Annotated in this window: 13 protein-coding genes; 8 read left to right on the top strand and 5 right to left on the bottom strand. The window is 43.2% G+C overall.

Annotated features, from left to right (window positions below):
- Nucleotides 1–13 precede the first annotated feature (13 nt).
- From AXF18_RS04200 to AXF18_RS04180, 5 genes are all read left to right on the top strand, one after another.
- Entirely contained in the window at nucleotides 14–958 is a 945-nt protein-coding gene (locus AXF18_RS04200) for a magnesium transporter CorA family protein (RefSeq protein ID WP_000815620.1), read from the top strand.
- Between the two features lie 11 nt (nucleotides 959–969).
- A complete protein-coding gene (locus AXF18_RS04195) occupies nucleotides 970–1,647 on the top strand; it encodes a DUF1129 domain-containing protein (protein WP_000077994.1) in 678 nt (225 codons plus the stop codon).
- A gap of 15 nt (nucleotides 1,648–1,662) precedes the next feature.
- Entirely contained in the window at nucleotides 1,663–2,010 is a 348-nt protein-coding gene (locus AXF18_RS04190; RefSeq protein ID WP_065371522.1) for a TfoX/Sxy family protein, read from the top strand.
- A 167-nt stretch (nucleotides 2,011–2,177) separates the two neighbouring features.
- The gene (locus AXF18_RS04185) at nucleotides 2,178–3,212 is read left to right on the top strand and encodes a S66 peptidase family protein (RefSeq protein ID WP_065371521.1); all 1,035 of its coding nucleotides are present in this window, start codon (nucleotides 2,178–2,180) and stop codon (nucleotides 3,210–3,212) included.
- A 105-nt stretch (nucleotides 3,213–3,317) separates the two neighbouring features.
- Complete coding sequence (locus AXF18_RS04180) at nucleotides 3,318–3,581, top strand: SemiSWEET family transporter (RefSeq protein ID WP_000166112.1); 264 nt, start codon at nucleotides 3,318–3,320, stop codon at nucleotides 3,579–3,581.
- Between the two features lie 82 nt (nucleotides 3,582–3,663).
- Here the strand turns inward: AXF18_RS04180 and AXF18_RS04175 are convergent, their stop codons facing one another.
- Genes AXF18_RS04175 through AXF18_RS04165 form a run of 3 tightly spaced genes read right to left on the bottom strand, consistent with a single transcriptional unit; the run spans nucleotide 3,664 to nucleotide 6,075 of the window.
- On the bottom strand, nucleotides 3,664–4,227 hold the full coding sequence (locus tag AXF18_RS04175; RefSeq protein WP_007520829.1) for a DNA-3-methyladenine glycosylase I: 564 nt from the start codon (nucleotides 4,225–4,227) through the stop codon (nucleotides 3,664–3,666).
- 9 nt (nucleotides 4,228–4,236) lie between these two features.
- A complete protein-coding gene (gene ruvA / locus AXF18_RS04170) occupies nucleotides 4,237–4,830 on the bottom strand; it encodes a Holliday junction branch migration protein RuvA (RefSeq protein ID WP_000273410.1) in 594 nt (197 codons plus the stop codon).
- Nucleotides 4,831–4,842: 12 nt separating this feature from the next.
- Nucleotides 4,843–6,075: an MFS transporter gene (locus AXF18_RS04165; RefSeq protein ID WP_007520831.1), complete on the bottom strand. Its 1,233-nt coding sequence runs from the start codon at nucleotides 6,073–6,075 to the stop codon at nucleotides 4,843–4,845.
- Nucleotides 6,076–6,247: 172 nt separating this feature from the next.
- Here AXF18_RS04165 and AXF18_RS04160 point away from each other — a divergent pair, with 172 nt between their 5' ends.
- Nucleotides 6,248–6,745 (top strand): helix-turn-helix domain-containing protein, encoded by a 498-nt coding sequence (locus tag AXF18_RS04160; RefSeq protein WP_065371520.1) that lies wholly within the window; start codon nucleotides 6,248–6,250, stop codon nucleotides 6,743–6,745.
- A 140-nt stretch (nucleotides 6,746–6,885) separates the two neighbouring features.
- Here AXF18_RS04160 and mutL read toward each other — a convergent pair whose 3' ends face one another.
- The gene (mutL, locus tag AXF18_RS04155) at nucleotides 6,886–8,835 is read right to left on the bottom strand and encodes a DNA mismatch repair endonuclease MutL (protein WP_065371519.1); all 1,950 of its coding nucleotides are present in this window, start codon (nucleotides 8,833–8,835) and stop codon (nucleotides 6,886–6,888) included.
- A gap of 208 nt (nucleotides 8,836–9,043) precedes the next feature.
- Here mutL and AXF18_RS04150 point away from each other — a divergent pair, with 208 nt between their 5' ends.
- Together AXF18_RS04150 and AXF18_RS04145 are read left to right on the top strand one after the other, a co-directional pair.
- Complete coding sequence (locus tag AXF18_RS04150; RefSeq protein ID WP_065371518.1) at nucleotides 9,044–9,484, top strand: LytTR family DNA-binding domain-containing protein; 441 nt, start codon at nucleotides 9,044–9,046, stop codon at nucleotides 9,482–9,484.
- Nucleotides 9,481–9,939, top strand: a complete 459-nt coding sequence (locus tag AXF18_RS04145) for a DUF3021 domain-containing protein (protein WP_065371517.1) — start codon at nucleotides 9,481–9,483, stop codon at nucleotides 9,937–9,939. Before AXF18_RS04150 ends, AXF18_RS04145 begins: the two co-directional genes overlap by 4 nt.
- A 41-nt stretch (nucleotides 9,940–9,980) precedes the next feature.
- On the opposite strand, the gene mutS is transcribed toward AXF18_RS04145, so the two are convergent.
- Nucleotides 9,981–12,515, bottom strand: coding sequence for a DNA mismatch repair protein MutS (gene mutS, locus AXF18_RS04140; protein WP_049500060.1), 2,535 nt, complete (start codon nucleotides 12,513–12,515; stop codon nucleotides 9,981–9,983).
- Nucleotides 12,516–12,535: the final 20 nt, after the last annotated feature.

The following is a 12,535-nucleotide window of genomic DNA, read 5'->3' as shown; positions in this document are numbered from 1 at the left end:
AAGGATAGGGGATATGAAACAAGTTTTTCTCTCAACAACAACTGAATTTAAAGAGATCGACACGCTTGAACCGGGTACTTGGATCAACCTCGTCAATCCTACACAAAATGAATCACTGGAAATCGCTAACGCCTTCGACATTGACATTGCCGACCTTCGAGCACCGCTCGATGCGGAAGAAATGTCCCGTATTACCATCGAAGACGAGTATACTTTGATCATCGTGGACGTTCCCATCACAGAGGAAAGAAACAATCGTACCTACTACGTTACGATTCCGCTGGGGATTATCATCACAGAGGAAACCATTATCACCACTTGCTTGGAATCCCTCCCCGTTCTCGATGTCTTTATCAACCGTAGACTGCGCAACTTTTACACCTTCATGCGTTCACGCTTTATCTTCCAGATTCTCTACCGCAACGCCGAACTTTACCTTACGGCCCTTCGTTCGATCGACCGTAAGAGTGAACAGATCGAAAGTCAACTTCACAAGTCTACTCGAAACGAAGAGCTGATCGAGCTCATGGAATTGGAAAAGACCATCGTCTATTTCAAGGCCTCACTGAAGACGAACGAGCGCGTGATTAAGAAATTGACTAGCGCAACTAGCAATATCAAGAAATACCTAGAAGACGAAGACCTACTCGAAGACACTCTGATTGAAACCCAACAGGCCATCGAGATGGCAGATATCTATGGAAATGTCCTTCACTCTATGACAGAGACCTTTGCCTCTATCATTTCCAACAACCAGAACAACATCATGAAAACTCTGGCTCTCGTGACCATTGTCATGTCGGTCCCAACCATGATCTTCTCAGCCTATGGGATGAACTTCAAGGATAATGAAATCCCTCTGAACGGTGAGCCGCACGCCTTCTGGTTAATCGTCTTTATCGCCTTTGCTATGAGTGTTTCGCTCACTCTCTATCTCATCCATAAAAAATGGTTCTAAGAGGAATCCCTATGTCTCAGATTGATTTACAAAAATTAACTAAGAAAAACCAAGAGTTTATCCACATCGCTACCCAACAATTTATTAAAGATGGTAAAACAGACGCTGAAATCAAGGCTGTCTTTGAGGAAGTCATTCCTAAAATCCTTGAAGAGCAAGCCAAGGGGACGACTGCACGTTCCCTCTACGGTGCTCCAACTCACTGGGCTCATAGCTTCACTGTCAAAGAGCAATATGAAAAAGAGCATCCAAAAGAAAATGATGATCCAAAACTCATGATTATGGACTCAGCTCTTTTTATCACCAGTCTCTTTGCATTGGTTAGCGCTCTGACTACCTTCTTCTCTACAGATCAGGCTATTGGCTATGGGTTGATTACCCTCTTGTTGGTTGGACTTGTAGGAGGACTTGCCTTCTACTTGATGTACTACTTTGTCTACCAGTACTATGGACCAGACACAGATCGTAGCCAGCGCCCTCCTTTCTGGAAATCAATCCTCGTTATCCTGGCCTCTATGGTCCTTTGGTTGGTTGTCTTCTTTGCAACAAGCTTCCTACCAGCCAACCTCAATCCAGTCCTTGCTCCATTGCCTTTGGCTATCCTGGGAGCTGCCCTTCTCGCTCTTCGCTTCTATCTCAAGAAACGTTTCAATATCCGAAGCGCAAGCGCGGGCCCATCACGTTATTAAGAAAAGTGAAAAGCTATGGCATATAGTCAATCTTTAGCTCAGCAGATTCGAAAAATTCTAGCGCTCAAACTTCCTCCCCAAATTTTCGAAGAAGAGCTAGAAGAAAAGAGGCTGTTTGGTGGCCTAGCATTTATGATTCGTGGGAAAATGGCTCTTACTGTCAGTTCCAGAAATCATGAGCTGGTTATGGTCAGAATTGGCAAGGAAATGGAGAAGCAAGTTCTACCCCGAACAGGAGCTCATACTACATTGATGAGAGGGCGACCTTATCATGGCTATATAGACCTAGATATTGAAGGTCAAAAAGAACTTCCTTACTGGATTGATTTAGCTCTCTCCTATAATCAAGAGTTGACCAAGTAACTCATATCTAGTGAGATTAGAGATTAGAAAAACGAAAAGCAACTGCACAGGCGGTTGCTTTTCACTTGCTTTCTTGAGATTCAATAGCACTTCTGAGTTTCATTCTTATAGTTTTATCTCATCTTTTGTGATAAAATAGGCTCAATCTATTTCTAGGAGGATGAGATATGATTTCTACTATTGGTATTGTTAGTTTGTCTAGCGGTGTTATCGGAGAGGATTTTGTCAAACACGAAGTCGATTTGGGTCTCCAACGTCTCAAGGACCTCGGACTCAACCCTATCTTTTTGCCTCATTCGCTAAAGGGCTTGGACTTTATCAAAGAACATCCTGAAGCTCGTGCAGAGGATTTGATTCAGGCCTTTTCTGATGATAGTATCGACATGATCCTATGCGCCATTGGTGGAAACGATACCTATCGCTTGCTACCTTATCTTTTTGAAAATGACCAACTACAAAAGGTTATCAAACCAAAGATTTTTCTCGGTTTCTCGGATACGACCATGAACCACCTTATGCTACACAAACTAGGAATCAAGACTTTTTACGGCCAATCATTTCTAGCGGACATTTGTGAGTTAGACAAGGAGATGTTATCTTATAGCCTTCACTACTTTAAAGAATTGATCGAGACTGGGAGAATCTCAGAAATCCGCCCTAGCGACCTTTGGTATGAGGAACGGACTGATTTTAGTCCCAATGCCTTGGGAACACCTCGTGTCAGCCATGCAAATACAGGTTTTGACTTGTTACAAGGCAATGCCCAGTTTGAGGGAGAAATCCTCGGTGGTTGTCTTGAGTCTCTCTATGATATTTTTGACAACTCTCTACACGCAGATAGCACAGACCTCTGCCAAAAATACAAACTTTTCCCTGACTTATCCGACTGGGAAGGAAAGATTCTATTGCTAGAAACAAGTCAAGAAAAGCCTGAACCTGATGATTTCAAAAAAATGTTGCAGGCTTTGAAAGAAACTGGGATATTTGAGGTCATCAGTGGACTCTTGGTCGGGAAACCTATGGATGAAACCTTCTATGACGACTATAAGGAGGCACTAATGGACATCATTGATAGCAATATCCCGATTGTCTATAATCTAAACGTTGGGCACGCCACACCAAGAGCCATTGTGCCCTTTGGCGTTCACGCCTATGTAGATGCACAGGAGCAAGTCATTCGCTTTGACGATAACAAAAAATAAACAATTTCTCCATTTTTGTGCTTTGGTATTGATTTTCGTTACAATTTGTGTCTGAATTTATTGCATTTTGCTTATTTCTATGATATCTTTTTAAAGGAGGTGTATATGACTAAACAAAAAATAAATCAAATTGTCGGTTCAATCGGGGCCTTTATCGGGATTATTGTATTTATCGCCTACATCCCACAAATTTTTGCCAATTTACAAGGCAACAAAGCTCAACCATTCCAGCCTTTATCCGCAGCAGTATCTTGTTTAATTTGGGTTATTTACGGGTGGACAAAAGAACCTAAGAAGGATTGGATACTAATTATTCCAAACTCAGCTGGCGTTGTCTTAGGTGGACTGACATTTCTTACTGCACTATAAAAGTTACTAGCATATAATCAAAAAGCTGAGAAACTCTTCTCAGCTTTTTCTATATTCTCAGATAATTAGACGCCTGCACTCACTAATTTCCGTTTTTCCACTCACAATCATTCTCATGATCATCTATCAGACCTGCTGCTTGTAGAAAAGCTAAAACTGCGACTGGACCTGTGAATTTGAAACCACGTTTTTTGAGATCTTGAGATAACTTTTCAGATAAGGCTGTTTTAGCAGGTGCTAGGTGATAGTCAGGAACATCATTTACAATCGTTTTCCCCTCAACAAAGGACCAGAGATAAGCGTCAAAAGAGCCGTAGGTTTTCTGGACTTGCAAAAATGCTTGGGCGTTGGCACGTGTCGCAAAGAGCTTGGAACGATTTCGGATGATGGCTGGATTCTCTAACAAGGCTTCCAACTCGCCATCTGTCATTTCCGCGACACGTTGAACTTGGTAGTTGTAAAAGACTTCTCGGAATCCTTGGCGTTTGTTTAGTACCGTTTCCCAAGATAGACCCGACTGGTAAGTTTCCAAACACAACAACTCAAAAAGAGCACGGTCATCATGAAGGGGTTGACCCCACTCTTCATCATGATAGGCCACATATAAAGGATTGTTCATTTTAACCCAACCACAGCGTTTTGTCATATTATTCTCCTATTTTACCAACATCTTAAGGGCCGATTTGATATAGTTCTCAGCTGTATCTGTCGTTCCTTCAAAGAATTTCTTGATTTTCTTGAGCTCAGTCGCCTTGTAACCCAGTGCCAACATGGCTTCCATGGCTTCTTCCAGTTCTTGGTTTTCAGCGCTGGTTTGCACTGCCACCTTGGCAGGAAGGTCATCGCTAGCCACAACTACCTTACCTTCCAAGTCTAGCACCATCTGCTGGGCTGTTTTCTTGCCAATTTTAGGGAACTTAGTCAAGTAGGTGATGTTCTTAGTTTCAATCGCCTGAACCAAGCCAGCATTGTCATCAGCTGCGATGATAGCAAGAGCTGATACCGGACCAATCCCTGATACCGAAATCAGACTAAGAAAGAGTTTCTTCTCATCTTCTGATCGAAAACCATAGAGCAGATGGGCGTCCTCACGGACAACTTGGTGCACATAAATTTGAGTTTCTTGATTGACCTGACCTGAGTAAGCATAGGGATTGGCTACATGCAAAATATAACCTATACCATTTGCCTCAAGGACGATATATTTAGCAGTGATTTTGGTAATGATTCCTTTAAGATATTCGTACATTATTTTCACTTTCTATAATTGATTTGCAATTCCGTGTAAATGCGCTGCTCTGATGATAAGAAGCAGCCCAAGTACTGCACACACAATAAAAACGAGCCAAACACCTACAGCACCTGTTGTAGCGCTGATAGAAATCATCGCCCCCGCTAAAATAGACGCTAAAGGCTGCGCCATATTAAGGAAACCTGAGTAGGTTCCGAGCTTATTCTCATTCATCATTTCCGCCCGCAAAACTTGGCTTGGCGGCATGCAGATGAGTTCCCCCATAGTATAGAGAATGGCTAGCAAAAACAGAGCCCAGAAACTCCTGAAGACAATGGTGAAAAGCATACCCAAGTCGAAGATAATACTTCCCAATAAAAACTGCGGTATGATCTTCATTTCCTTGGTCAAACGATTGGCAGTCGTTATGAAGCAAACAATAATCAGGGTATTGATAAAAACCATGATACTGAGCATCTTAGCTCCTGAAATATGAATACCGAAAACACTACTCGCGATGAATGACTCTTTCAAATGAACGGGTATATAATTGTCAATTTGCAACCAGATAACACCATTAAATACAGTCCCTAACGTATAAAGTAGGAAAATTTTGTCCTGAAAAACAGAAGCATAATTTTTCACAGTTGCCAAAGGACTGCTACCATGCTCAAAGACCAGATTAGCTGGCTTGCTTTCTGAAAAATATTTCCAAGCGAGGAAAAAATTCAAGAAGCTAATCACCGTCAAAACCAGAAGCAACTCAAAAAAATGGTGGTCGTAAAAGAAACCTGCAAGCCCTGCTCCTAACATAACGGATACATTGACAAACCAATAACTAATCGTATAAACGAAACGGCGATTTTGCTCGTCGGTCAAATCAATAATCATCGCATCAATAGCCGGCCAAGAGAAAGTTCCTGCGGTCTCTGCCAGCAACATTCCGACAAAAGTCAAAAAGGGAAAAATATGATTAGGCATATTTGCCAGCAGCACAAGAAAGTAGCCACTCGCAAGACCAAAGTTTCCCCAGTCAATGACTTTCTTACGTCCCCAAAGATCCGCCAAATGTCCACCATACAGTCCAGCTAAAAAACCAATGAGTTTGGTTGTGATCATCAATAACCCCGCCCAAAAGGCTCCAAAATATTGAACATAGTACATGGCCATAAAAGGAGTAATGGCACTCTCTAAAATCCGTGCTACAAAGCTCATCCATTCCCGCATTTGAATTTGCTTGGGGAGGGCAAAAAATTCTTTCATCTTTCATTCCTTTTTCATAATTTCTTCGCTTTTTCTTACCTAGTATATCATATTTTTTTGCTGAAAACTGCAAACACAAGTGCAACCTCTAGTTGACAAATAGTACAAGAGATTGTATTCTCATTATAAGTAAAAATTGTTAGGATAGAGGTAGAAAAAGGAGGATAGAATCATGAAACTCACAGAAAAACTATTTGAGCTCCGAAAGGAAAAAGGTTGGTCCCAGGAAAAGCTAGCTGAACAAATCAATGTTTCTCGGCAAAGCATCTCAAAATGGGAGTCTGGACAAGTCTTTCCTGAAATCGAAAAAATCATTGAATTAAGCAAGATTTTTCAAGTGACAACTGACTATCTGCTACTGGATGAAAACTCTGAAAAAGATTCCACAGCAGTAATTTTTGAGGAAGACAAGGACAAATACTATAAGGAGGTTAAATCCTTTGGTCTTTGGCAAGTGATTTATATTTTCGTCTTAGCTCTGGCTATCTATCTCTTTTTAGCTGGTTCTAGTTTTCCAGCCGAGTTCACCGCCTGGATTTGGCTGACCTTCGTTCTTTTGATTGCTTCAGCGATTGCTATCAGCAAGACTCTCAAAACCAAACAACGTTATCTTGATAAAGTGATTGGTCTTGAGAATCCCTCAAACCAAGACGACTCTATGAAACCTTGAGTCAATTGAATCATATTTCTCATTACTTTTTCTTGTCAAGCAAGTGTAAACCTCATGGCAAGTTGCCATGTCCATTCAAAATTCCCACCATAGAAAAGCTAAAAAGCCTTGTTTGGAAAAAACAAAGGCTTTTTGTGTTCTTAATATTTCCCCAACTCACGGAGGCTAGTATGATTCTCCTGAATTCGTCGGAACATTTTTTCCATATCCGACTTGGTAAAATGCACCAAAACAGGACGTCCGTGGGGACAGTTGTAAGGATTGTCACATTGAGAAAGCTGATAAAGGAGTTGTCTGGCTGAGTGGTCATCGATGCGATGGTTGGCCTTGATAGACCGTTTGCAGGACATCATGATAGCCAGCTCTGCTCGGTATTTCTTGATCGAAACTTCCTTGGTCAAAAGGAGCATATCACACATTTCATAGATGCCTGACTCAATCTCCTCTTCTGCCATCCAAATAGGATGTTCACGCAGGATAAATTGATTTTCTCCGTACTCTGCTAGAAAGACACCCACTTCCTCTAAAAGAGGCATTCTTTCCTTGAGACGAAGCGCATCATCCGCAGGAAATTCAAAGATGTAGGGCACTAGGAGTTGCTGCTGGCTCTGATCAACATTGCCGATGCTTTCACGGTATTCCTCGTACTTGACTCGTTCCTGAGCCGCGTGCTGGTCTATGATGTAGAGTCCATCTCGCCCTTGGGCAAAAAGATAAGTCCCGTGCATCTGTCCGAAGAACTCCAACTCTGGGAAACTCGATGCTTCTTCTCGCTCCAGCTTATCATAAGCCTTATCGAGGCTAGCAAGATCTAACTCTGGATGGTCTAATTGGCCATAGTTAGCAGGCTTTCTCTCTGCAAAATGCAGTTTTGCGGGCTTGGTTAGCTGGTCCAAGGTTTCCTTGGCAAACAGAGTTAGGTCCCTACCCTCCTCAGTTAATTCAACCTGGTGATCAGCCACCTCAACTTGACTAGGTTTTGAGAGTTCTGTTTTTTCATAGTAGAGCGTATTTTCTTTGAGTGGGAGAATGGTCTGCTCTACCTTTTGACGATTGCGCACGGTCGACTTGGCAAGATTTTCTAAAGCATCAGGAATCAAGGCTTGTTCCTTGAGACTATTTGAAATAGCTTCTGAAACCAGCGCCATCAGTTCTCTTTCCTTAGAAATCCGCACTTCTTGCTTAGTTGGATGGACATTGACATCAGCTAGATAGGGGTCAATATGGATGTGAATGACAGCCAGTGGAAAACGCCCTACCATGAGTTTGCTTCCATAACCATCAAGAATAGCGCGATTGAGCAAGAAGTTCTTGATATAGCGGCCATTGATGAAGAGGCTGATATAGTTACGATTTGCTCGAGTTAACTCAGGCAGAGACACAAAACCTGTAATTTCAAAATCTAAGTCAGAGTTCTCAATTTCAATCATCTTCTTAGCACTCGCCAAACCATAAATCCCTGCGATGGCTTGACGCAGTTGACCAGTCCCTGCTGTCCGCGTCATTTCCTTGCCATCACTAATCAAACTGAAGGAAATCTCAGGATGAGCTAATCCCAGACGGTTGACAATATCAATGATATGAGACAGCTCCGCTTGCTGGCTCTTCATATACTTGAGACGGGCAGGTGTGTTGAAAAAGAGGTCTTCCACACAAACTTTGGTTCCTACAGGGCTAGTCGCTGGGATGACTTCCTCAACTTGACCTCCACGCGCGACTAACTTAGTCCCATGACTCGCACCATCCACCGCCGTCAACAGAGTCAGCACACTGACAGAAGCGATAGAAGGCAGGGCTTCACCACGAAAACCAAGCGTCCGAATCCGAAAGAGGTCTGCCTGATTTTTTATCTTACTGGTCGCATGGCGACGCAAGGCCAACTCCACCTCATCGTGGGCAATTCCATGACCATTATCGGTGATTTGAATTTTCTTGAGACCAGCTTCCTCAATCTCAATGATAATCTGGCTAGAACCCGCGTCAATGGCATTTTCTACCAACTCTTTGACCACACTGGCAGGACGTTCGATAACCTCCCCTGCCGCGATCTGGTTTGCTAACACTTCTGGCAATTCAATAATATGAGACATCTTTCAGCCCCTTTCTGTATCTATTTTCCTAGAAATTGATTAGTGCTATTATACCATATTTCAAATGCTATCAGAAAAAGCAAATACCACATAGACTCCAAATCTCTCCACATAGACAAAAGCTCTTGCCATGGGTCGTAAAATAGTGTTTAATAAAGGTGTACAAGAAGTGATCACAATTTTGTATGAAATATAAGGAGAGAAATTTATGAAAGTAGAACTACAGATTAAAGAGACTTACGAGGAGGAAAAGTTGATTGTCCAAACTCCTCAGCCGATCGAAAAAGTCCAGAAAGTCATCGAGTTCGCTGAAAATCTTGACCAAAAAGAAACAATCAAAGGAAAGATTGATGATCAGGTCTATCTAGTTAAGATTGGTAAGATACAACGCTTCTATATCGAGAATCGCAAGGTTCTAGCAGAAACGTCGAGTCAGACCTACAGCATTGATTTGCGACTCTATCAAGTTCTTGAAATTCTACCGACCACTTTTATCCAAATTTCCCAATCTGAAATCGTCAATATCGACTCCATCTCTCATCTCAAGCTCACGCCCAACGGTCTGGTTGAAATTTTCTTAAAAAACGAAAGCTTCACCTACTCTTCACGCCGCTACCTAAAAACCATCAAGGAGAAATTAGAACTATGAAAAAACAAATCTTTCACGATGCAGCCACTGGTGTACTTATCGGCCTCATCCTCTCTATCCTTTTTTCACTCATTTATGCACCAAATACCTATGCCCCACTGAGTCCCGAGTCTCTTATCGGCCAAGCGATGGCTCAACATCAGGTTCACGGTGCTCTAGTCTTGCTCTACTGTATGGTCATCTGGTCAGCTATCGGTGTTCTCTTTAGCTTTGGCAGCCGCTTATTCAGCCGTGACTGGAGCCTGCTCCGTGCCACACTTTCCCATTTCTTCCTCATGCTGATTGGCTTTGTTCCACTAGCAACTCTGGCTGGTTGGTTCCCCTTCCACTGGACCTTCTATCTCCAGCTCATTCCAGAGTTTGCGATTGTCTACCTCATCATCTGGGCTATTCTCTATAAAAGAGAAGCTAAAAAAGTAGACCACATCAATCAACTTTTGGCCCATAAAAAGTAATAGAGAAAAATCCCACTCACAAAAATGTGAGTGGGATTTTTTTATAACTTTTGTTTGAGCTCAACCAAGACATTCATAGCCTGCATCGGTGTCATATTGTAAACATCCAGTTTAGCTAATTCTGCTAGGATAGGATGCTCTGCAGGGGTATCAAAGAGTGACATCTGTTCAGTAACAGCACTTGTTTCTCTCATTGGAGCAGGACTTTCCGTCTCTTGATTCTCCAGTTGAGTCAATATCTTATCCGCTCTTGATAAAAGTTCTGCTGGTAAGCCAGCAATCTTAGCAACGTGGATACCGTAGGATTTGTCAGCTGGTCCTGGTTCGATCTTGTGAAGGAAGGTAACCTGCCCATCCTGCTCCAAGGTCGCCACATGGACATTGACCAAGTTTTTCAAGCTGGACTCCAGACTGGTCAACTCATGGTAGTGGGTCGCAAAGAGGGTTTTGGCTCCGATATGTTCATGAATGTATTCGATGATGGACTGGGCAAGAGCCATCCCATCATATGTTGCCGTTCCCCGTCCCAATTCATCGAAGAGAATGAGAGAGTTCTTGGTCGCATGCGAAATGGCATTGTTGGCCTCCATCATCTCTACCATGAAGGTTGATTGACCTGAAACCAAGTCATCTGCTGCTCCGATACGGGTAAAGATAGCATCAAAGATCGGCAAATGGGCGCTCTCCGCCGGCACATACGAGCCCAGCTGGGCCATAACCGCAGTCATGGCTAACTGGCGCATGTAGGTTGACTTCCCACTCATGTTGGGCCCTGTAATTAGCTGAATACTCGTATCTTCTGCCATCTGGATACTATTTGGAATATAGGTCTGAGCTCCCATGACCTTTTCGACGACAGCATGGCGCCCTTTCTGGATATTGATTTGTGAATCATCCCCAAACTCTGGTCGAATCAAATGCTGAGTTTCAGCCACAACTGCTAGACTTTGCAAGACATCAACCGTTGCAATTCCTTGGGCTAGAGCCTGCAAACGCTGGATGTACTTGCTGACTTCCTCACGGATACGCATAAAGATTTCATATTCTAGGTTGGCTGACTTCTCACGCGCCTCCAGCATATCCCCCTCGATACGGGCTAACTCCTCTGTCCCAAAGCGTTCCGAGTTTTTCAGTGTTGCCTTGCGGAAAAAGTGGGATGGCACATTTCCCAGTTGCGAATTGGTCACATGGAAATAATAGCCATCTTTTTTATTGTAGTCAATCTTAAGCGTGCTGATGCCAGAGTTTTCTCTCTCCTTAGCCTCAATCTCAGCAATCCAGCTAGTCCCTTCTCTGAGCACACGACGGTACTTGTCTAAGGTCTCATCAAATCCCGTACGGATAATGCCACCTTCCGTAATCACGTGAGGAGCTTCAGGAGCAATGGCAGCACTAATCAAGCTCTCCAACTCAGGAATGGCATCTAACTGTGCGATGAGGTAGGCCAGAGCAGGCTGCTCCATTCCCTCTAAAATCGCTCGAATCCGTGGTACACTAGATAAGGTGGTCGCCAATTGCAAGAGATCCTTTGGATTGGTCTTACCAAAAGAAACCCGACTAGCCAAACGTTCGATGTCATAAACACCCTTGAGGCTATCCGTTAAATCGCTGCGCTCAAAGAAGTGGTCAAGAAAGACCTGCACCACGTCTTGACGTTGGATGATTCGCTCCTTATCAATCAAAGGACGATGGATCCAAGAACGCAAGAGCCGCATGCCCATAGCTGTTTTGGTTTCATCCAAAAGCCAGAAAAGACTCCCTTGCTTCTTGCCTGAACGGGCATTCTCAAGCAAATCCAAACTAGCCTTGGTCGCATAATCCATCTGCAAGAAATCTTTGATTTCATAGCGGATAACTGGTTTGAGGTGGTTCAATTCCCGCATCTGGGTTCGGTGAACATACTGGAGTAGCTTACTAGCTGCCGCTTGCTCCACAGCTGCCAGTCGTGAACCCAATAAATGGATGTCCTCAAAACCTTCTTTCTCATAGGAAATCACCAGATTCATCTGACGACTTAGAATTTGTTCTTCTTCCTCAGGCAAGTCATAACCCAGCACCACTTCACGAGCCTTGAGATTGCGAATTTCCCCACAAACCAACGTGAAATCTAGTAGACCTGTCACATAGAAATCACCCGTCACCAAATCCATATAAGCCAGACCAAACTGATTGCCATCACGATCTAAGGAAACCAAGAAATTATTCTGACTATCCGACTTACTGCTATCAACGACCGTTCCAGGTGTGATGACCTGGACCACCTCTCGCTTGACAACCCCCACTGCTTGTTTGGGATCTTCCATCTGTTCTGCAATGGCAACTTTATAGCCCTGCTCAATCAGAACATCGATGTACTGCTGGGCAGAATGATAGGGGACGCCCGCCATTGGTATCGGATTTTCTGCATTTTTATTCCGACTCGTTAAGGAAATTTCTAAAATTTGTGCTGCATTAATTGCATCTTCATAGAACAACTCGTAAAAATCACCCATTCGAAAAAGCAAAAAAGCATCTGGGTATTGTTTCTTAATATCCACATACTGTTGCATGCCGGGTGATAGCTTTTCTGTTGCCATTTTTCGTCTCTCCTTGCTAA

Origin of the sequence: Streptococcus sp. oral taxon 064 (genome assembly GCF_001683375.1) — a bacterium.
GTDB lineage: Bacteria > Bacillota > Bacilli > Lactobacillales > Streptococcaceae > Streptococcus > Streptococcus oralis_S.
This window is presented reverse-complemented; position numbering and strand designations above follow the sequence as displayed.